The 21,797-nt window shown below is 43.7% G+C and carries 17 protein-coding genes; 12 read left to right on the forward strand and 5 right to left on the reverse strand.

What is annotated here, in order from left to right; translation table 11 throughout:
* Positions 1–224: 224 nt before the first annotated feature.
* The 4 genes from BM003_RS12415 (at position 225) to BM003_RS12430 (ending at position 6,232) form a co-directional block, all read left to right on the forward strand.
* Positions 225–2,585 (forward strand): TOTE conflict system archaeo-eukaryotic primase domain-containing protein, encoded by a 2,361-nt coding sequence (locus tag BM003_RS12415; RefSeq protein ID WP_093673675.1) that lies wholly within the window; start codon positions 225–227, stop codon positions 2,583–2,585.
* A 136-nt stretch (positions 2,586–2,721) separates the two neighbouring features.
* A complete protein-coding gene (locus tag BM003_RS12420; protein ID WP_093673547.1) occupies positions 2,722–4,137 on the forward strand; it encodes an ATP-binding protein in 1,416 nt (471 codons plus the stop codon).
* On the forward strand, positions 4,130–4,867 hold the full coding sequence (locus BM003_RS12425; RefSeq protein ID WP_093673549.1) for a hypothetical protein: 738 nt from the start codon (positions 4,130–4,132) through the stop codon (positions 4,865–4,867). The genes BM003_RS12420 and BM003_RS12425 overlap by 8 nt, the downstream gene beginning before the upstream one ends.
* 9 nt (positions 4,868–4,876) lie before the next feature.
* Entirely contained in the window at positions 4,877–6,232 is a 1,356-nt protein-coding gene (locus BM003_RS12430; RefSeq protein WP_093673551.1) for a D-serine ammonia-lyase, read from the forward strand.
* Here BM003_RS12430 and BM003_RS17695 read toward each other — a convergent pair.
* Positions 6,229–6,381, reverse strand: a complete 153-nt coding sequence (locus BM003_RS17695) for a hypothetical protein (RefSeq protein ID WP_177184784.1) — start codon at positions 6,379–6,381, stop codon at positions 6,229–6,231. The genes BM003_RS12430 and BM003_RS17695 overlap by 4 nt on opposite strands.
* Positions 6,382–6,804: 423 nt before the next feature.
* Between BM003_RS17695 and BM003_RS12435 the strand changes: the two genes are divergently transcribed.
* The 3 genes from BM003_RS12435 to BM003_RS12445 all read left to right on the forward strand — a co-directional run bounded on the left by BM003_RS12435 (position 6,805) and on the right by BM003_RS12445 (position 10,946).
* On the forward strand, positions 6,805–7,341 hold the full coding sequence (locus tag BM003_RS12435; RefSeq protein WP_093673553.1) for a VanZ family protein: 537 nt from the start codon (positions 6,805–6,807) through the stop codon (positions 7,339–7,341).
* 113 nt (positions 7,342–7,454) lie between these two features.
* A complete protein-coding gene (locus tag BM003_RS12440; RefSeq protein ID WP_093673555.1) occupies positions 7,455–8,741 on the forward strand; it encodes a methyl-accepting chemotaxis protein in 1,287 nt (428 codons plus the stop codon).
* 75 nt (positions 8,742–8,816) lie between these two features.
* Entirely contained in the window at positions 8,817–10,946 is a 2,130-nt protein-coding gene (locus tag BM003_RS12445; RefSeq protein WP_093673557.1) for a methyl-accepting chemotaxis protein, read from the forward strand.
* A gap of 90 nt (positions 10,947–11,036) precedes the next feature.
* Here the strand turns inward: BM003_RS12445 and BM003_RS12450 are convergent, their stop codons facing one another.
* A complete protein-coding gene (locus BM003_RS12450) occupies positions 11,037–12,269 on the reverse strand; it encodes an aminopeptidase (RefSeq protein ID WP_093673559.1) in 1,233 nt (410 codons plus the stop codon).
* 209 nt (positions 12,270–12,478) lie between these two features.
* Here BM003_RS12450 and BM003_RS12455 point away from each other — a divergent pair, with 209 nt between their 5' ends.
* On the forward strand, positions 12,479–12,577 hold the full coding sequence (locus BM003_RS12455; protein WP_143128463.1) for a YjcZ family sporulation protein: 99 nt from the start codon (positions 12,479–12,481) through the stop codon (positions 12,575–12,577).
* 53 nt (positions 12,578–12,630) lie between these two features.
* On the opposite strand, the gene BM003_RS12460 is transcribed toward BM003_RS12455, so the two are convergent.
* Positions 12,631–13,164, reverse strand: a complete 534-nt coding sequence (locus tag BM003_RS12460) for a GNAT family N-acetyltransferase (protein WP_093673563.1) — start codon at positions 13,162–13,164, stop codon at positions 12,631–12,633.
* 283 nt (positions 13,165–13,447) lie between these two features.
* Positions 13,448–14,503 (reverse strand): ribosome small subunit-dependent GTPase A, encoded by a 1,056-nt coding sequence (gene rsgA, locus BM003_RS12470; RefSeq protein WP_245734253.1) that lies wholly within the window; start codon positions 14,501–14,503, stop codon positions 13,448–13,450.
* 355 nt (positions 14,504–14,858) lie between these two features.
* On the opposite strand from rsgA, the gene BM003_RS12475 reads away from it, so the two are divergent.
* The 4 genes from BM003_RS12475 to BM003_RS12490 all read left to right on the forward strand — a co-directional run bounded on the left by BM003_RS12475 (position 14,859) and on the right by BM003_RS12490 (position 19,842).
* On the forward strand, positions 14,859–15,890 hold the full coding sequence (locus tag BM003_RS12475) for a YkvI family membrane protein (protein WP_093673567.1): 1,032 nt from the start codon (positions 14,859–14,861) through the stop codon (positions 15,888–15,890).
* A 214-nt stretch (positions 15,891–16,104) separates the two neighbouring features.
* On the forward strand, positions 16,105–17,385 hold the full coding sequence (locus BM003_RS12480; RefSeq protein ID WP_093673569.1) for an Nramp family divalent metal transporter: 1,281 nt from the start codon (positions 16,105–16,107) through the stop codon (positions 17,383–17,385).
* Positions 17,386–17,667: 282 nt separating this feature from the next.
* Complete coding sequence (locus BM003_RS12485) at positions 17,668–18,675, forward strand: tagatose 1,6-diphosphate aldolase (RefSeq protein ID WP_093673571.1); 1,008 nt, start codon at positions 17,668–17,670, stop codon at positions 18,673–18,675.
* 255 nt (positions 18,676–18,930) lie between these two features.
* Complete coding sequence (locus BM003_RS12490; protein ID WP_093673573.1) at positions 18,931–19,842, forward strand: LCP family glycopolymer transferase; 912 nt, start codon at positions 18,931–18,933, stop codon at positions 19,840–19,842.
* 89 nt (positions 19,843–19,931) lie between these two features.
* On the opposite strand, the gene BM003_RS12495 is transcribed toward BM003_RS12490, so the two are convergent.
* Entirely contained in the window at positions 19,932–21,662 is a 1,731-nt protein-coding gene (locus BM003_RS12495; RefSeq protein ID WP_177184785.1) for an HD-GYP domain-containing protein, read from the reverse strand.
* Positions 21,663–21,797 lie beyond the last annotated feature (135 nt).

Here is a 21,797-nt window from a genome sequence, read left to right on the forward strand (position 1 = left end):
ATCGATCGTATCACATCAATTCATACATGGGAAGTATGGCTCAATCCACGCACTCATGAAGAGTGTAATTAACAACATTATATCATCAATGCTTTCATCTAAGTAAATGTGTATATGTATGACGTTCTTAATTCATTGGGATATAATCAAAATATGTATAGAAAAGTGGTAATATTGGAAATATATGTTCTATGATGAAAATTTATACTAAGGAACAAAAAATAATGATCACTAATGAACAATTTCGACATCTACTTGCTGGATACAAACAACTGAAAAAAGAAAATGTTTACTTAAAAAGACTCAATGCGGAGTTAATAAGAACGCCTAATTCAGACAGAAAATTCATTGAACGTGAGATTCAGCAAAAACCGATTAAGAACGAAGAAACAAACTACCTTTCAAACTATTCTCTTCCTGACGAAAAAGTGTCATTGTTTAGAAGCCTTTTTCATGGTAGGGATGATGTGTATTCGGTGCGCTGGGAATCCAAAAAGGGAATGTCCGGCTATAGCCCTGCTTGTAGGTATGAGTGGCAACGTCCAATTTGCCGAAAACCGGAGATCGCTTGCAGCAAATGCCCCAATCGAACCCTATTACCACTTAACCAACAAACTATTTTTGAACATCTGAGCGGAGAAAAGACGGTTGGTCTGTATCCAATGCTTAAAAATGAAAAATGCTGGTTTCTTGCTGTTGATTTTGACAAAAAGAGCTGGCAGGAAGATGTGCAAGCATTTCTTAAAGTCAGCAAACAGTATGGTTTACCGTTTTGCATTGAACGATCCAGATCCGGAAATGGTGCTCATCTCTGGTTGTTTTTCATGGAGCCAATTCCTGCCAAAAGCGCCAGACAACTAGGGGCGATTTTACTATCGAAGACTCTAGAGGAATGTTACGAATTAGGTCTAGACTCATTTGATCGCTTATTTCCAAATCAGGATACTATGCCTAAAGGAGGATTTGGTAATTTAATAGCATTACCGCTTCAGAAAAAGGCTAGAATGCGAGGCAACAGTATTTTTGTTGATGAAAATTGGACACCCTATTCAGATCAATGGTTGTATTTATCGTCAGTTCATAAGGTAAATCAGAGAAAAATAGATGATATACTTTCTAATCTTAGTACAGTTAATAAAAAACAAACAAAACAGGAATGGCCGGACAAAATAAAAGTTGTGATTACGAACGGAATTTATTTGAATTCTCATAAGTTACCTTCAATGGTACTGGATAGGATTAGAGAGCTAGCATGCTTTTCTAATCCAGAGTTTTATCGAAAGCAAGCAAGACGAATGACGATGTCGGGAATTCCGCATAAAATCAACTGCTCTGATGAAATTGGAGAGAATCTAGTCATTCCGCGGGGATGTCTTGATAAATTAAAAAGTCTTGCTAAAGAACATTCGATGGAAATAACCATTGAAGATCAGAGGTATATAGGAATAGAAATTGAACCTGTCTTTCATGGGCGATTAACTTCGATTCAGCAGGATGCACTTGAAACGTTACTAGAAAATGATTACGGCATTTTAGCAGCAGTACCGGGATTTGGTAAAACTGTGGTATCCGCAGCATTATTAGCCAAAAGGAAAGTCAATACATTAATCGTTGTTCATCGTTTGCAGTTGCTTGAGCAATGGATTGAAAAAATATCGTTACTGCTTGGAATATCAAAGAATGAGATTGGACAAATAGGCGGTGGGAAGAACAGGATTACAGGTACTATTGATATTGCTATGATCCAGTCTCTAAATGGTAAATCTGGTGTAAAAGCGCTGGTTACTCAATATGGACAAGTTATAGTGGACGAATGTCATCATATTGCAGCATATAGCTTTGAAAAAGTTTTGAAGCATATTCGAACAAAATTTGTTCTTGGTCTTACTGCAACACCAGTACGAAAAGATGGTCTTCATCCGATCATTGAGATGCAGTGTGGGCCGATAAGATTCAAGGTTAACGCTAAAACTCAATCTAAAGTGCAAACATTTAATCACATCCTCCTTCCGAGACAAACCAAGTTTAAATCTGAATTAACAGATATTCAAAAACTATTTACTGAACTAGTGAATGATCAGGATAGAAACGACTTGATTTTTAATGATGTGCTTGAATCTTTGGAGGAAAAAAGAAAACCAATCATAATCACAGAGAGAGTTGCACATGCTTCTACTCTTAAGAAAAGATTTGCACCGTTTGTTAAACAAATCGTTGTCCTTTCTGGGCAGGGGAAAAGAAGCGAACGCAAACACGAATTGCAGTATTTAGCTGATCTTCCAGCTGAAGTAGAATGTCTGGTAATAGCTACTGGAAAGTATATTGGGGAAGGATTTGATGATTCGAGGTTAGATACTTTATTTCTAGTGATGCCAATTTCTTGGAAAGGTACGCTAGAACAATATGTCGGTAGACTTCATCGTGAACATCCAAATAAAAACGAAGTGCGTGTCTACGATTATGTGGACAGCAGTGTTCCTGTTCTTAATAAAATGTATCAAAAAAGGCTTAAAGGTTATCGGGCGATGGGATATGTTCATGTAAGTCAATCATCAAATAAAAGTGAGCAGATGAGATTATTTTAATTGATGTGACTTCTTTGTAATGAAGATTTAGTATGACTTCATGCATACAACCCGCCCCTTTCCAAGATAATAATCATGAGGATTGTTTTTCATTTTGCACAATCATTTCAATGATGTCTTCTGAGGGGTAACGTATATGGATATAAAGGTACGGGTCTCGAGTCTTGAACTATATAATTGCAAGAATGTTGTGCAGGGGAAGTTGTATTTTCCATGTGCGAAAAGTCATTCGATGAAACGAGCGGATGTGCTGGGGCTGTATGGACAAAATGGGTCTGGGAAGACGGCTGTGGTCTCTGCGTTTGATGTGCTGCGCACGCTGCTCGGCGGAAAGCCGCTGAGTCCGGATGTTGACCGGCTGATTTATCAGCGGAGTGATACGGTGCGCTTTGTGTTCACCTTTTTGATCTGTGTTGAGCGCCACTATTATGAGGCTGTGTATGACGTCGCGCTGACCAAGCGGGACTTGGATGCGGATGACGCGGTGAATTTGGCAAATGATCGTGCGCATGATCCGGTGTTTATTTCGCATGAGGAAATTCGCTACAAGGAATTGGTCAAAGGCGCACGGTATAAAACAGTGCTTGCGTTCACGCGGGAAGGGCAGGAGACGAAGCTGTCGCCGAATGCGGTGGCGTCGAAAATGAAGTCCAGAAAAGAAGATCTGGTGGTTTCTTACAAGGTCAATGCTGAACTTGCTTATAAGGAGCACACATCCTTTATTTTCCGCGCAGAGGGCTTTCATTTGCTTGGCAGGGCGCTCGAGCAGCGAACTTTCGAACTGTTGCAGGCGCTTAAGAATGTATTCGCCAGTCGTCTCTTCGTTTTAAGCAACCATGAGTCCGGCATATCGCTCGCTAATCTCTCGATTCCGATTCATTGCCGAAGTGCGGCGTTGAATCTGGATGAAGAGGGTTATGGTGTGGTTGAGCTGCCGATCAACTCGCCTAAGAAAGTCGACATGGAAACCTATGAAATTTTGCAAACGATGTTTACCGCGATCAGCAAGATACTTAAAGAGATTGTTCCGGGATTGTCGGTGGAAGCGAAGAACTTGGGGAGCCAAACAATGAGCGACGGACGTGACGGTGTTCGTGTTGAGTTAGTCGCAAAGCGTGAGGGTCGAGTGCTTCCGATCGCCTGTGAATCTGATGGTGTTAAGAAATTGCTCACCGTGCTGAGTTCTCTGATTGTGATGTATAACGATAAGAACGCGTGTATTGTGATCGACGAACTGGACGCAGGCATTTATGAATTTTTGCTTGGAGAACTCGTGAAAATTTTGAAGGACAGCGGCAAGGGACAACTGCTGTTCACCTCGCATAACTTGAGGCTTTTAGAAGTGCTTGAAAAAGAAAATCTTGTGTTTACATCGACCAATCCGGAAAATCGCTATATTGTTCTTAAGGGCATCCGAGACAGCAATAACATACGTGAGGTCTACATCCGTGCGATTCAACTCGGAAATGACGGAGAGGATGTCTATCAAGAGACCGACCGTTATGAGATCATGGAGGCTTTCGATGAAGCAGGTGAATTAAATCATGGCTAAGAAAAAAGTGGTTGTTTTTATTGTTGAGGGAGTTTCGGATGAACGCGCAGTGGCGGCTATTCGAAAATACGTGTCCTATAACTATACGATTTACATCCATGTCACTCATGGTGATCTGTTCACGAGACCGGGTGTTAGAAAAAGCGTTAAAACGCGTGTCTCGGATCAGGTTCGAAAAATCATGAATGAAACGAAATATCGCAAACAAGAAATCTTAGCGGTTATTCAGCTCACAGATACAGACGGGGCGTTCGTCGATGATCAGGACGTTACTGTAAACGAGTCGGTTGGTAAGGATCCGGTTTACCGCGAATCCGGAATTGTCGTAGCAAATAGCGGGATTCGGCAGTACATACAAAAAAGGAATAAAATGAAAGCATCCGAGCTTCGGTTGATGAGTACAGCGGATGAGATCATGTCGGGAATCTATTACTTTATTTACTATTTTTCTTGCAACCTCGACCATGTTATTTATAATGATCGGAACATGAGCATTGAAGAGAAAATCAACCGCTCGCGAAAATTTGAACGAGAATGCAGCAGTCGTCCGGAACTTTTTCATCAATTCTTTGAAGACAGCACCTTTGCGGTTCAAGGTTCTCTTGATGACAGCTGGACATTTATTGAACAGGGGACACATTCGGTGCAACGATACTCAAATTTTCATTTGATCTTTCATCTTTTAGACAGCTTGAATGAGCAAAATATATCGCAGGAAACACTGCGCTAGGGGGCAATCATGGATCATCAAATCGGTGGGAAATCATTGACGGAATGGGAACGAATGAATCCAATCGTTAAGAAAATCGAAGCGGGCAGTGAAGTGTTATGGCTCAATCCACATTATGGCGAACAGGGAGCGGATTTTGTTTCCGGTCAGGATGTTGCGGATGCTGAGTCTCGGTTACAGCGATTCGCGTCTTATTTTTCCGCTGCTTTTCCAGAAACACGCGCTTCACGCGGAAGAATCGAATCGCCGATTTACGCGCTGCCCAAGCTGCAGGCATTTCTGGGGGAATTCGGCGATACGTCGATTTCCGGACGGCTGATGATGAAGGCAGACAGCGAACTGCCGATATCCGGATCAATTAAGGCGCGCGGCGGGATTTATGAAGTGCTGAAGACAGCAGAACAATTGGCGATGAGCGCGGGATTGCTCAGAGAAACAGATGACTACGCAAAACTTGCGGAGAAATCGTTTCGAACCTTTTTCTCGTACTATTCGATCGCGGTCGGATCAACAGGGAATCTTGGACTCAGCATTGGCATTGTTGGGGCGACACTTGGTTTTCATACGACCGTACACATGTCGGCCGACGCAAGTCAGTGGAAAAAAGAGATGCTTCGGGAAAAAGGCGCGATTGTTAAAGAGTATGAGGCAGATTATAGTGTGGCGATCACAGAGGGGAGAAGGCAGGCGGCGCAAGATCCCCGTTGCCATTTTATTGATGATGAGAATTCGAAAGACCTGTTTGTCGGTTACGCCACGGCAGGTAATCGATTGAAAAAACAATTTGCCGACGCGGCGATTTCGGTGGATTCTGATCATCCGCTGTTTGTCTATCTGCCATGCGGAGTAGGCGGCGGTCCGGCTGGTGTGACGTTTGGTTTGAAGCAGGCATTCGGTTCCCATGTGCATGCTTTTTTTGTCGAGCCGACTCGTGCGCCATGTTTTTTGCTTGGGCTATTGACGGGCTTGAATGACCAAGTGTCGGTGCGGGATTTCGGACTTGATAATCGGACGGCGGCTGACGGATTAGCTGTTCCGCGTCCGTCGGCTTTTGCCGGAAAAGCAGCCGGACACTTAATATCCGGCTGCATGACTGTGTCGGATGAACGCCTTTTTCAGTATTTGAAAGCGCTCAAGGATACAGAAAATCATTGGATTGAACCCTCTGCCGCGGCCGGTATCATCGGATCACAGATGCTTTTGGGCAGTCGCGCCGGGCAACACTACTTAGCGGAGCACCAATTGACGGATAAAATGATCAATGCGACTCATCTTTTCTGGGCAACCGGCGGCGGTATGGTTCCTGAAAAGAACAAGAAAGCCTACTATGCGCAGGCTTCCCGGGTTCGTCCGATTTCTGATTAATGGTTGTTCTTGTTTTGATGACTTGTGTACTCGTTCGGAACATCATTCCCGTCGGCATAATTTTTTTGCTGGGCCAGTCGTCCGTTGCGATGTTCGCCCGTGTTATCTCTTTCTTTAAATTGGTGGGTGAATTCTTGTTCTTTGTTCATAAAAAAAGACTCCTTTATTTGTTGTGTGGAACAACGATTATCGTGTGCAAATCGAACATGAGTTATGCGTGTTTTCATGAGTGGATGAGGATGTCGTTAGCTGCCGTCATATCAAAAGGACTTTCCACGGTTATTCGGTGCGAAAGCTCTTTTTGAATTCATAAGAATAGACTTGTTGAACCTTGTCTTGTCCTACTGATAAACTCACGGACATAATTTCTATTTTTCTGACGAATAGATGAGCTTAGGTGTGTCACTGTCAAAAAACACCTACAAATTACCCGGACGATTGCGCTATAATGGAGAAAATATTAAGAATTTATTTTATGAATTTACAATTGACGCTGTTACAGCATTTATTCTGACATAAATTAAATTTGAATTCCTTGATGGGCATGGAATTCTATGATGGGGGATTGACCTATGTTAAAAAATCTTAAGGCATTCATTTTTTGGCTCGTACTGATTTTGCTTATTGTTGGGATGATCTATAAGGGATCATCAACACCGTATACTCAGCAGAATCTGCAGCCTTTCCTGAAAGCACACTTTGAATGGACAGCGGAGACCTTTCCACATGTCGATTTTAACTATGGCGGAGAGCGGATTACTTCCGATGATCCATACGCTTTGTTCGAATTCGTTTTCCGCAAGGCAAGTCATGTTACTGAATATTGTCTCTTAACCTTTATGATTATTAATCTCTTTATGACGACTGTGATGCCTCGGATGCTTTGCTATTTCTGCGGTCCTGCGATCGCTCTGTGCTACGCGATGTTCGATGAATGGCATCAAACGTTTGTTCCGGGTCGAACCGGGCATCTTATTGACACATTTACCTTTGATTTGGCCGGTATGATTTTAGCGATGATCATCGTGTTCGTTCTTGATCTCTACTATTATCTCTTTTACACCGGCAGCCATCATTCCTCACGTCTGCAAGCCGAGCAGCACGGATAATTGCCAAAATAGAATAAACTTTTCAGTTTGGCAGACCGATATAATTAATGATATATGATGGGCTATGCAAATAGGTACAAGTGACCGGATTGGGCTTGAAGGGATGGATCGGCATGGCTTTAAAGAAGAAAAAGGCGGAAGGCAGTCTGAATTCAAGGCGTTTTAACCTTCAAAGTCTTTATTTCGTGATGTTTTTTATTGGTGCTTTGTGTGTGGCGGCAGCATTTTATTTCCTAGGGACTGTCCAGATGGTTCTTCCTGCTGTTGCTGCCGCCATTGTACTGCTTGTCGTAGGCGGAATTGCCCTGCGCTTTATTTTTATAGGCTATAACAAACGCGTACACAAGTTGAGGATAGCGGTCGGAAGAGCGGAAACCGGGGACATGAGTGTCATCGTCAAAGATTCCGAAAATGATGAGCTTGCCCGTCTTGCTGAAGGCATCAATCACATGATTCGAATGAATCATAGTGTGATTGAGAGCATGTCTGAGGTTTCGGATAAAGTAAACGATGCATCTCAGACACTGGTGTCAAGTGTGGAGGAACACACCGCATCGTCAAACGAGATTGGATCGACAATGACTGAAATCGCTGCCGGAGCCTCCGATCAAGCGGAGCTGATGGTCAAAAATAAAGAAGCGACCGATCAGTTGAAAGAGAGAATGGGAAGTATTACGGAACAGACAAGCTTGATGAAACAAGGTGCCGAACAGTTAGCCGAGGTTTCAGAAAGAAATCAAGAATCCGTGATTAAGCTGAGAGATCATTCAGTGCGGACGATCAGCACCACGGCGGATATTATCGATGCCATTGCATCACTGGATTCACGATCAAAGAATGTGGGGAAGATTATCGAAACCGTTTCGGAAATTGCCGGACAAACGAATTTGCTCGCTTTGAATGCGGCAATTGAGGCGGCGCGTGCCGGTGAACAAGGTAAAGGGTTCGCCGTTGTTGCCGATGAGGTTCGAAAATTGTCGGAGCAAACGGATCGGGCGCTCAAGGAAATTTCTGATCTGATGAACGGTATTCGCACCGACACGGAGAGCACCGTTGCGTTTGCAGGAAAAACGAGTAAAGTGCTCGAAGAACAATTTGTGGTTGTCAGCGATTTTGAGAAGGCGTCCAAACGAATTGCCCAAGCTGTATCGGACAATCAAGACAGAATCAGCCAAATTTCTTCTTCGATCAATGATATGGCTGAGCGAACACAAGAGATTAAAGAACATATTGACGGCATTACTCAAATCAGCGAACAGACAGCCGCAGGTACGCAGCAAGTGACTGCGTCGATTGAAGAACAGACTGCCGGCATGGAGCACCTGACCACACTTGCGTCCGATTTGGAAGCAGACGCGGGAATTATCCGGCAAGCGCTGAAGGGTTACACGCTTTCTTAATAGAAATCGAACATGGGCTAGTTAGGATCGATGTATAGATAAAATGCAAGCATAGTATTCTGGGGGGAATCATAAATGAAAAAAGAGGAGAGCAACGCAAAAAAGGTAAACAAACCAAAAAATGCAGCAGAGGAACATTCGAAGAATAGTGGGCGATTGACGGGCGGGAAGATAAATTCGATGGGCAAATTTATCCGAAAGTTGCCGCAAAATGTGAGTGGACGCGGTTTATCAACAATGAGTCTTCGAAAACAACTATTGATTCCAATCGTCAGCATTATCGCTATTGTTGGCATTATTGGAGGATTATTCAGCTATCTCTATGGAGCGAGGCAGACAACAGATCAACTAACGCAATCGACGATGGCACAGTTGAAGGCAACGAATCAAACATTTGATACATACTTTGACGATGCACAGTCTGTCGCTCGCCAGTTTACGATGAGTAAAACGCTTGGAAATGTGCAAAAGAACAAGGATGAAATCCAGCTTTCTTTCCAAAACGTGCTTAGTTCCAATACAAAATATCAAGCAATCAGCTATGCATCTGCGGACAAGGACATTGTGCGTGCGCCTCTTTACTTTTTTCCAAGGGGCTACGATCCAACTACAGAAGGCTGGTATAAGGCGGGAACTGCCGCAAACGGGAAATCGGTTTGGACCGATCCTTACAATGATAAAGTCACAAAACAAAATGTAGTAAGTGTGGCACAGGCAGTTGTTGATGAAGGAAAAGTTAAAGGCGTTGTCAAGATGGATCTGTTCATCCAATCAATTATTAATCAGGTGAGTGCTGCCAAATTAGGTGAAACCGGCTATGCGACACTGCTTGACAGTAAAGGTACCTATATTGCGTCCCCGAAGAAAAGCCAATTGGGTAAGAGTGTCTCAGGTCAGGAATTCTACAAGAAAATGCGTGGTATGGGTAATAGCGGTAATTTTTACGCAAAGATTGATGGCTCCCAAAAGCTTGTTTCGTTCTTTAAGAATAAAACGTCCGGTTGGACCCTTATGGGGATTATTGATAAAAGCGAGATCTCTAAGCAAGCCAATTTAATCACACTTCCATCAGTTGTGACTTTGATCATTATTATTGCAGTAGCGATCTTATTGACAAGCTACATACTTGGACGGATGATCGCGCGCTTGAGAAAGCTTCAGGAAGCTGCCGGACGGATTGAAAAGGGCGACTTAACAGTTAAAATACCCGCTGAAGGCAATGATGAATTATCACAATTAACCAAAAGCGTAAATCAGATGGCGCAAACAAACCGTGAAGCATTTAAGAAAATGATTGATGTATCGCATCAAATTATTGGTGCTTCGCAGACATTGGTGGCTAGTGCCGAGGAGAATGTCGCTTCGGCAAATGAGATCAGCGCAACGGTAACTGAGATCGCTGCTGGGGCATCAAATCAGTCTAAATCTATTGATGATAGTCAAACGTCGCTTCAGGATCTTTTGAAGCAGGTCAATAGAATCGATGATCGCAGTAAAGAAGTTCTTAATGGAGCCTATCGGATGACGGAGTTTGCCCGTGGAGGTCTTGACAAGATGGATCATCTATCCGTTCAATCAAAAACTTCTGCCGACACGACCCACCGGATCATTAGTACGGTTCTGAAATTGGAGGAGCATGCCAAACGTGTGCACAAGATCATCGATGTGCTTGATGGTATTGCGAGACGAACGAATCTGTTGTCGCTAAACGCCAGCATTGAGGCGGCACATGCAGGCGAACAAGGGAAAGGTTTCGCCGTGGTTGCCGGCGAGATTCGGAAGCTTGCTCAGCAGACCAATCAGTCGCTTAAAGAAGTCACCGATATGGTTCAATCGATGAATGAGGAGATCCAGCAGGCGGTCGCTTATTGTGAGCAAACAAATGATACCCTTAAAGGTCAAGATGCGGCTGTCGCCGAATCCAATGATGCGTTTAAAGAAATCCAGAAAACGATTGAACGCAACGTTACGGGCATGAAGACGATCGCTGATGCGATTATTAACACGAATCAACAAATTGAGCAAATAACTCAAGGCGCGCAGACGATCGCCGCAACAAGTGAAGAGACGGCCGCGAGCACAGAGGAAATGAGCGCTTCTGTTCAAGAGCAGACTGCTTCGATGGACGAGTTGAATAAATTGGCCGGTGATCTGGACCAACAGGCTCAGATGATGCAAGAAGAAATCAAACGCTTCAAGATTTGATCAATGATTACCTATTAAGCTATTTAAGGGCATACAAAAACAGGTCTGAGGCTTTTTCTCAGACCTGTTTTTTTCAGGACAGGTTGTTAATTAAATTACCCAATTGCCTTTGCGGAAAATAGGAATCTGCTTTCCGTCCGCCGTTTCACCATCAATAGCCAATTCCCCTGACCCAACCATAAAATCTACATGTGTCAAACTTTGATTTGCGCCGAGCGATTCCAGTGTTTCAAGAGACATCTTTCGTCCACCGCGATAGTTGAATGGAAAGGAATGACCAATGGCCAAGTGGCACGAGGCATTTTCGTCAAATAATGTATTGTAGAAAATGAGATTGGTTTCTGAAATTGGTGAATGATGCGGGACGAGGGAGACCTCGCCAAGGTAATGAGCGCCATCGTCAGTTTCAATGATTTGCTTGAGTGTGTCCTGTCCTTGTTCTGCATGATAGGCAACGATTCTGCCGTTTTTAAAGGTAATTGAGAAGTTGTTAATCAAATTACCGCCATAGTTTAATGGTTTTGTACTGGCAACCGTCCCGTTGACTCCATTTTTATGCGGCATCGTAAATATTTCCTCAGTCGGCATGTTGGGTTGGAACGGAGTGCCTTGATCATTAACCATACCGCCGCCGACCCAAAGATGTTCTGCGGGAAGCTCAATCGTCAAATCAGTGCCCGGTGCTTTATAGTGTAATTTTTTGAAACGTTTCTCATTGAAATAGTTGAGCTTGTCTGTCAGTGATTGAATATGCTGTTTCCATGCTTCTTCAGGATTCGCTTGATCCGCACGCGTAATTTTAAAAATCTGTTGCCAAAGCGTATCCATTCGCTCGGACTCATCCATTTTCGGAAAAATGGTGGCAGACCAAGCTAGAGTTGGAACCGAGACTATTGTCCAGCTTACCTTCGCGCTGCTTTTATCATTTGAGAATTGTTTATTCGCGGCAGCAGCGGCTTTTTGCGCCGCGGCTATTCGTAGTGGATCAATTCCTTTGAGCAGTTCGGGATTGGGTGAGTAGATATAAAGGAATGCCGCATTTTGATCGGAAAGTTCCTGGAAAGTGCGCGCGCGCCAGTCAGGAAAATGGCTTAATGACTGTTCAGGAGCAAGTCCGAGCTTGAGACGTGTTATCTGTTCGTCATCCCAATCAACGAAGACATTTCGCGCCCCAACTTCGTAAGCCCTTTTTACAACTTTCCGCACGAATTCGGGTGATTCAATAGGCGCAAAGATCATGACATCTTGATCTTTCTGCACATTAAGACCAATTGTGACCGTAATATCGGCATAATGGTCAAGTAACATTTCAAAGTTATCCATTCAATAAGCCTCCTGTAGGATCCGTCCGTTTTATATCGTTACCACTGTAGGCAACGTTCTTGACACCAATCATTGCCATTTTATCACAGTGCAGAAGCTTAGGCATACAGATGTAGAGCGAGGCAAACTAAGAAAACGAAAAACGGGCGAAACGAATTCGGGTATTCGCATACGATAGTAAGGAAAATCATGTGGAGGTGATGAGGATCATGGGTGCTTCAGAAGGATATGGAAAAAGCTCAGGCTTCGCATTGGTGGTTGTTCTGTTTATTCTCTTAATCATCATTGGGGCTTCTTGTGCGTATTAACTAAAAAGGATCGACCGGATGTGTCCCCGCGCCGATCCTTTTGTACATAATTTCTATACAGCTGTTTCGTAGACTGAACGAAAAATTTCTTCATTACACGCAAGAAACTCTTGTTCTGTCAAGGGAGTTGGGTACTGCATCATGAGTAAGTGAACGTGTTCGCCGGTTTGCTGCAAATCCGGCTGAATGTAGCCAAATTCACTAAGCGTGAAACCAAGCCGTTCATAAAAATGGATTCTGCGTTTCGCAAGATCAGTCGTTGGTGTTTCGACCTCAATAAGTACCGGTTTGTTCGCATGCTCAAGATATTCACTGAGCATGTGTGATCCGATTCCATGTCCGCGCAAGCTTGACTGTACGGCAAAGTGTTCAATAAACAGAAAATCGTGGAAAGACCACTCTGCAATAAATCCCTCTAATGCTTTTCCTGACTGATCATAGCGGGATAAAATGGTGAAATTCATTTGATTTAATAGATCGAGTTCCTTGTCACGGGAACGAAATTCTGCCTGAGGAAATGATTCTCTCATTAAATCATAAAAAAGATCAAAGTCCCCATGGTTCAATGGTTTTAATCGCTGATTCATTCATTTTCCTCCATGTCCGTATGAGACAGCTTCATTGTTTGCATGTCAAAATACTCAATGCTAGTTTAGCATAGATGAGATACACAAGAACAAAGACCTTCGTCTCAAATTGAGCGGAGGTCTTTGTTTCACTGGTAAGAAAGTATAAAAAGAATTCAAGGAAACGAGTGCAAGCGGTCCGGAAAAACGCCGCATCCTGCGGCTCACCGGACACTAGGGGCGTCCATGGCCGTCGCAACTAAGTCTTCGCCTATGCCAGAGGTTTGGCGCGAAGCCCAGTTTTCTAATGGCGGCGGCGCATTTCCTTATGGATGTTCTTCCAACGCGCCTTTTCCTTGAGCCGCTCCTGAACATCAGTTTTACGTTTCACGAACGCGAGCTCGCGTTGCAGTTTCAAGTAACTCGTGTAACGTTCCTGAGTTAGTCGGCCGTCTTGCAGTGCGGCCTGCACCGCGCATCCTGGCTCATTATGGTGCGTGCAGTTGCGAAAACGGCATGCAGCGGCAAGTGTTTCAATGTCTGAGAAGCTATGGTCAAGCGATTCTTCAGAAGCTGTCCAGAGTTGCAGCTCGCGCATACCCGGCGTGTCAATGAGCACACCTCCATTGGGCAGAATGATCAGTTCACGATTCGTTGTCGTGTGGCGACCGCGGTCGTCATCCGCGCGAACCGTGTTTACAAGCTGAATGTCTTTACCGCAGAGCCAGTTGGTTAAGGTCGATTTTCCGGCACCTGACGAGCCAAGAAAAACAGCTGTTTTTCCTAAACTGAGATAGTCGGCGAATTGATCTTTTCCATCATCATGAAGCGCGCTGACGCTGATGATCGGAACGCCAAACGCAATCGCTTCGACCTCCGCTATTTTCGTTTTGAGATCGGAGCATAGATCCGCCTTACTCAGCAAGACGACAGGGTTCGCGCCACTCTCCCAGGCCAAGGTTAGGTAGCGTTCCAGCCGGCGTATGTTGAAGTCATGGTTGAGGGCCATGACCAGAAATATGGTATCGATATTGGCGGCGACAATCTGTTCAACAGTTGCCCCGCCGGCCGCATGACGTGAAAATTTACTGAAGCGGGGCAGAAGACGGTCAATGGTCGCTTTGTGTTCGGACGGACGTTCGCGAATAATGACCCAGTCACCAACTGCCGGAAAATCTTCGCGCGTATCCGCTTGGTGGCGCATCTTTCCGGCAACCTCGGCCAAATACTCACCACGCTCCGTAATCAACTTGTACTGTCCTTTATATTCGGAAATCACGCGGCCGACCGATTGACCGCTTTCAAGATTCAAGGGTGTTTCTTCTAAATGCTGATTCCAGCCATACATTTTTAAGTTCAATGAAAATCCTCCTGTTGAAAGAAAATTAGGTATGAAAAAAAGACCGTTCACACGGTCTTCTCACAAAATGGAAGTTGCCCTGTGACAGGCCCCCGCTCCCTAATAGTCAGTACAACATTCAGATGTTTCTGAGTATTGGGGACCGGCGGCACGCGACAATGAGATTGTATGCGGTAATGTTCGTTACATTTGCCATAAGACAGATCCCCTTTCCTAAACTAAATTTACTCAACTCATTATACGAGGAATCATCATCGCTGTAAAGGCGGATTTTAAAAGGCATGGACAGGACAAGCCGCGCATAAGATGAATCAGAAAGACATGCGCGGTAGTGAATGAAAAAGAGGCGATTCAAATGAAAGGAAAAGTTATCGGTGTTTTACAAGTCGCGGCGACATTCATTGGAACCGTTGTCGGCGCTGGTTTCGCCTCGGGGAGGGAAATTATTCAGTTTTTTACCCAATTCCATGCGTATGGTACGATTGGAGCCATTCTAAGCGGCGTGTTCATGACATGGATCGGTACAAAAATGATGATCTATGCAAGACGAATAGACGCTTATTCTTTTAATGAATTAATTACTGCGTTATTTGGTGAGCGAATCGGCAGCGTGATTCAAGCTTTGTTGTTTTTTATCATTTTGGGCATAACCGGAGTGATGCTGGCCGGATCAGGAGCGGTATTTGGCGAACAACTGGGCTGGAGCCGTCAGATCGGTATTTTGCTTGCTCTTTTGTTGGGTACCCTTTTTTTAATAAAAGGTGTCCGTGGGTTACTGTTTGTCAATTCACTTGTTGTCCCCTTGCTCGTTAGTTTTGTACTGCTCACATTTTGGACAAATAAAGCAGGTGCTCAATTCTTTCCGGAGTCGGGACATATTCGCTGGCTATTTGCGGCGTTTAATTATTCGGCCTTTAATTTGTCCACGGCGCTCATTGTGCTTGTCCCGATGGCAAAGGAGTTTAAAGATGAACGCGTACTGAAATATGGAGGGATTCTCGGCGGATGCGGACTCGCATTGCTTCTCTTCCTCTCCCATCTGATGATGTTGGGAAAATCCGATATCGGTCTGTACGAATTACCCATGGCGGAGATGGTACGACCACTTGGTTCATGGATGCATATCGCGTTTGTCTGCGTCATTTTCGGCGAGATACTGACTACATTTGTTGGAAATATATTCGGTCTGACCAGACAGCTTCACAGCGTGTTTCCAGCGCTGTTCACGATTCGTTTTGCCATGCTCACATTAATTATCTGTACCTTTGTTATCGGACAGTTTGGCTACGGTTCACTCATTTCCACGCTTTATCCTCTGTATGGCGCGCTATGCGCCGTGATTTTCATCTATATGTGCTTCGTGCGCCTTCCTGAAAAACAACGCTGACTTTGATGAAAAGTGTCTCTTATTGAAAATTATTTTACTCATTTAACAAAAAATAAAGGAAAAATTAGTTGCAATATGTAGAAGAATAAAGTAGGTTATTGATAGGCACATAAGTTTCTTTTGAGAAACATATATTCTTTGAGCAAAAAAGGAGGAGCGTCATGTCCGTTCGAGAATACTCGAGACCGGACTGAACAAATCAGAAAAAACGACTATGGTGAAAAGACAATCTCCCGATTCAATCGGCTCAGAACCACACACGCAATCATTTGATCAGGCAATTGGGAAATCAAAAGGCTGGAGGCAAATGCTTCCATTTATTGGACCCGCGTTTATCGCGGCGGTTGCTTATATTGATCCCGGCAACTATGCGACAAATATTCAAGCTGGGTCACAATTCGGCTATATGCTTCTTTGGGTAGTCGTCGTCTCCAACTTAATGGCGATTCTCATTCAGACGTTATCCGCTAAAGTCGGCATCGCAACGTCACATAATCTTCCGGAGATTATACGTGACCGTTGGCCGCGAAAAGTTTCGATTTTTTATTGGATTCAAGGAGAAATTATGATCATGGCGACCGATCTCGCCGAATTTATCGGAGCGGCGCTTGGATTTCATCTCGTTTTTGGATTACCAATGATTCCATCCGCAATTTTGACTGCGATTTGCGCGCTGTTGATTCTTGTATTTCAGGTCAAGGGCTTCCGTCCGCTTGAAATGGTGATCGCCTTGATGGTTTTTATCGTGGTTATCGCGTTCAGCTTTGAAATACTTTTTGCTTTGCCCGAGTTCAAACCGTTTGTCCAAGGCTTTGTTCCGCAGTTTCAAGGAACCGAAAGTGTATTGCTCGCTGCGGGGATCCTTGGAGCCACAGTGATGCCGCATGCCATTTACATGCACTCAGGGCTCACTTGCCGTCGGGTCATCGGACAGAACGACGCAGAACGCAAAAAGATTTTCCGATTTGAACTCATTGATATTTTGATTGCGATGATTATTGCCGGTGTGATTAACGCAATTATGCTTGCCGTAGCAGGATCCACATTTTTCGGCAATGAAGTTATTGATGATTTGTCCGTTGCTTTCCACGGATTCAGTACGTATATCGGTCCGATTGCCGGTATTTTGTTCGGTGTCGGTCTTCTCTCTGCGGGATTGTCGAGCTCATCGGTCGGCACGCTGGCAGGCGATATTATGATGCAGGGGTTTATTCATAAACGTATTCCGGTCTTTTTACGACGCGTCTGTTCGATGCTTCCGCCGCTGATCCTGATCATCTCGGGAGCAAACGCGACAAAAGCACTTGTTATGAGCCAAGTAGTCTTATCGTTTGGCATCGCATTAGCAATTATTCCGCTCATTGTTTTCACAAGTAATAAGGCAATTATGGGACAGCTTGTGAACCGCAAAGTGACAACTGCCACTGCTTGGGCCATCGCGGCTGTCGTGATTTGTTTGAATGTTTTCCTGCTCTACCAAACATTCTTTGGTTAATATAAAAATGAACGAACTTCATACAGAAAGTTGAAAAGGATTCCACATGTCGGGATCTTTTGTTCGTAATGAAGTTGTAAAATTTAAGATGGGAATTAAGAAAAAAATTGTTCACAGGATTATTGAATTTATGAAATTGACTTTATGACAGAAAATGACGTAAAATGAAGTTTGTGAGATAAAAACGATAGGCCACCTGATGAAGGTGCGACGGTTGTTTGTCGTTTATTTATATTATCGGACATGTTTGTTGTCCAATAAATTTTCTGGAGGTTATCAGTAATGGTTAAAATTTCCAAAGGCAAGTTTGAATTTCTCGAACAGTTGTCCGACAAAAATGGCGTTATCGCCGCACTCGCGATCGATCAACGTGGTTCTTTGAAGAGAATGATCGGCGCAGCTCAAGGTAAAGACGCTACGGTTGAAGAACTGGCGGATTTCAAAACGCTCGTTTCTAAAGAATTAACTCCATATGCAAGCGCAATTCTGCTTGACCCTGAATATGGTATTCCAGCAGGCAAAGCACGCGCAGCTTCTTGTGGTCTTTTGACTTCTTATGAAAAAACAGGTTACGACGCTACTGAAGCCGGCCGTATTCCTGACCTTCTTCCTAACTGGTCTGTAAAACGTATCAAAGAAAACGGCGGTACTGCTGTTAAACTGCTCGTTTACTTTGATCCTGATGAACCGGATGAAATTAATGATGTTAAAAAAGCATTCGTAGAACGCATTGGTTCTGAATGTAAAGCAGAAGATATTCCGCTCTTCTTCGAAATCGTAACTTATGATGAAAACGTTACTGAAAAAGAAGCATATGCGAAAATCAAACCTCAAAAGGTTCTTGACTCGATCAAGGTCTTCACACAAGAACGCTATGGTATCGACGTTCTGAAATTGGAAGTTCCTGTTGACATGAGCCGCGTTGAAGGCGTTGGCGAAAATGCTCCTGTTTACACTGCTGAAGAAGCAAAGAACTACTTCCTCGAAGTAGACAAATTGACAACGATCCCTTACATCTGGCTGAGCGCAGGCGTTTCAACTGAACTCTTCCAGAAGACACTCGTATTCGCACATGATGCAGGTGCAAAATACAATGGCGTACTTTGCGGCCGCGCTACATGGCGTGACGGCGTTGAAGCATACGGCAAGGGTGGAGAAGAAGGAGCTATTAAATGGCTTCGTTCTCAAGGTAAGGCGAACGTTGAAGAACTCAACGCGATTCTTGCTGAAAACGCAACTCCTTGGTATGACAAGTTCGGCGGCAAAGACAAGATCGAAGTCGTTGACTAATTTAGTACCAATTAATTAATTAGAAGGCGCGACGGATTTTTATCTGTTGCGTCTTCTTTTTACATAGTGCCGGAAAAACAACTATTTTGTCGTATAACCCCTAATTAGCAAAAAAACAGAGCGAAGTTTATCCTTCGGTGAGTTTCGAGATACGATAATGGTGTTCACATTCGATAAAGGACATGTTATGATTTCACTATCATTTGTGATGTACTCGAATACAAAGATGAATCTATAAAGAAAAGGGAAGAGATCATGAAAAAGAAAATCTTATTGACGATCGGGAGTATTATTGTTGTCCTTTTCGCTGCTGGTGGGGGCTATGCTTGGTGGATGTATCACTCGGTTGCAGCCACTGCAGGCAATATGTACGAAACATCCGGAGGAAAAGGAAATCACCAGGCGGTCTCGAAAAAGAAGCCGATCAGCTTGCTCCTACTTGGTGTCGATGAACGTAAAGGTGATCGCGGCCGTTCGGACACGATGATTGCGACGACCTTGAATCCAACGACGAAAACGATGCAGATGATCTCCATCCCACGTGACACGCGAACAGAGATTGTTGGTCGCGGAACCATTGATAAAATCAATGCGGCGTACGCGTACGGCGGTACGAAAATGGCTGAAGATACTGCAGAGAAATTTATCGGTGATATTCCATTCGACTTCTACATTAAAATTAATATGGAAGGTATGAGTGAACTCGTCAATGCAGTCGGCGGCGTAACCGTAAATAACAAGCTTGACTGGAACGATGAAGGCTACTATAAGAAGGGTTATCACTATGCGCGCGGCAACATTACTCTGGACACAGGGGCAAAAGCGATGGGTTACGTGCGGATGCGTCACCTCGACCCTCAAGGAGACTTCGGACGGAATCAGAGACAACGTGACGTGATCATGGCTATTGTAAATAAAATGGCTAATGTGTCATCGGTATCTCGCTACTCACAGATTCTCGATGCGCTTGGTAGCAATGTGAAGACGAACTTGACTTTTGACGACATGAAAAATCTCGCGTTTAATTATCGTGACGCGCGGAAGCATTCCATTAATTACGAAGTAAAAGGGCAAGGCCAGAAGATTAATGGAATCTATTATCTTGTCGTCGGAGCTGCTGAAAAGCAAAGAGTCCATGATATGATTAATGAACAGCTGAATAACTAATTAACGAGTCATTGAGTGAAAAAACGGGCGACCTTGAGTACTAACCAAGGTTGCCCGTTTATAATTTACATGGATTGTATTAGAGAAGTTTACAAGACAACTTCAGTGGTAAAGAATTGCTTCATGTTGCGAATCAATTCGCTGAGATTCTTACTGATCAATAAGTGGTTCAATTCGACTTTTTCAGCAATACACGACTCACTGCCATGGACAAAGATCGTCAGCCCAGGAAATTCATTCTTGAGCTGCTTCAACAAATCGATGAGGAATGAGTCATGTGCGCAATCGGAACATAAGATAGCTAAATAGTCCGCCTTTTTTCGCAGAATCTGATTGCGAATCATAGCTAGCCCATCAATTACCGGCAGGAAGTCTGTAGTCCATCCGCTGATTGCAAATAGATCGTCCATTAATTTGGTTCGCGTCAATCCATTAAATGATTCAAGATTAGCGATTACAATTTCACCAATATCGCTGTTTGGAAGTTGATGAAAGACCTTCAGCATTTTCCAGCTGAGCAGTCTTAGCGTCGTAAACGCCGCAACCATGTAATCGGCTGTCATGAATTCTTTTTTAGATAAGCGTTCTTGAATTTCATCTAAAGAGCGTTCGAAAAGTTTGACAAACACATCTTCAATTCGCATACCATCGGAAAGCGCGTCGAGACAATCAACCGCTTTGACGCTGTCACCGTCAATCAAATAATTGATATAATCACTCCATATTTGTTTTGCCTGCGTGAGCACCTCATGGCTGTCCCAACTGGTGATCGTTTTGACAGTTAACGAAAGGTCACTGGGCAGTTGTATGATTTTGCCGCTTTTCTCAAGTCGTATACGAGGCAAGATATCTGATCCTGAGGGATTGTTCAGAATGACGCCCTCCTCACCGGTAGACAGCAGCACTCGTGTTGCAGATGGAAATATATGTATGAAATTGATAAATGAATAGCAAATCTTTATGTCAAATAAATGGTTATTGCAACTGTCATTCAGAATAATTTGCATCGCTTTAGTCGTGTGCATCGGCTTTCGATAGGAACGATTTAAGGTCAAAGCAGAATAGACATCGACGATCATCATTAATTTTAAATCACGATCATTTGGCCTCACACGTAAATGATCCGGATAGCCGCTCCCGTTAATTCGTTCGTGGTGAGAGCGAACGACTCGGCATGTTTCTTCTGGAAAATTCATTCGTTTGAGTAAGTCATAACCGTCAACGGTATGCAAAGTGATTTTCTCATATTCTCGTTGTGTCAATTTCCCGGTTTTTAATAGTATTTCATTCGGTGTATACAGTTTACCGATGTCATGCAGCAAACAACCAAGAATAAAATCCTGACTTACATGCCAATGCATATGTCGGTAAAAGAGGCTGGTTAGTACAAATACATCAAGTGAATGGATGTAACAGACCGGATCCCATTGCTTCAGACAGTCTAAGAGAAACCGGACTGTTGGATTGGAAAAATACTTTAAATAGAGAGCGTGAAGCCATCGATACGAATCTTCGGAATGTAAAATTCTACCGCAACGGAGCTCATCGGCGATCTGTGTCATCTCATTTTGAAATCGTTCCGTAAGCTCCTTTCGTTTATGAGGCGTCATTTTTGACATCAGTGTGTAGGTATTCCGAAATGGCGCAATTGGAGGGGCATCGAAGATTGTGACAGAAAGAACACCTCTCCTCTTCAGATAACTGATTAATTCAGATGTAATCAGCATCCCGGTTCGGTAGAGCACAGAGGATTTGATATATATGTCCTTGGCTAGAATGCTTCCTTCCTTCAAGTTTTCCAGTGGTACGACTGTTGACATAAGAGTCATTCACTCCGTTCGATAACTCCCAATTTATTTTGAAAATCCTTCATGCTGCGTAAATCGATTTAGTTAGTTTGATAGGGGGGTGACTCCCAATGAATAAGTAGAACTACGTTTTTTTTCATTTTTTTG

It is taken from the genome of Sporolactobacillus nakayamae, assembly GCF_900113325.1.
Classification (GTDB): Bacteria; Bacillota; Bacilli; order Bacillales; family Sporolactobacillaceae; genus Sporolactobacillus; species Sporolactobacillus nakayamae.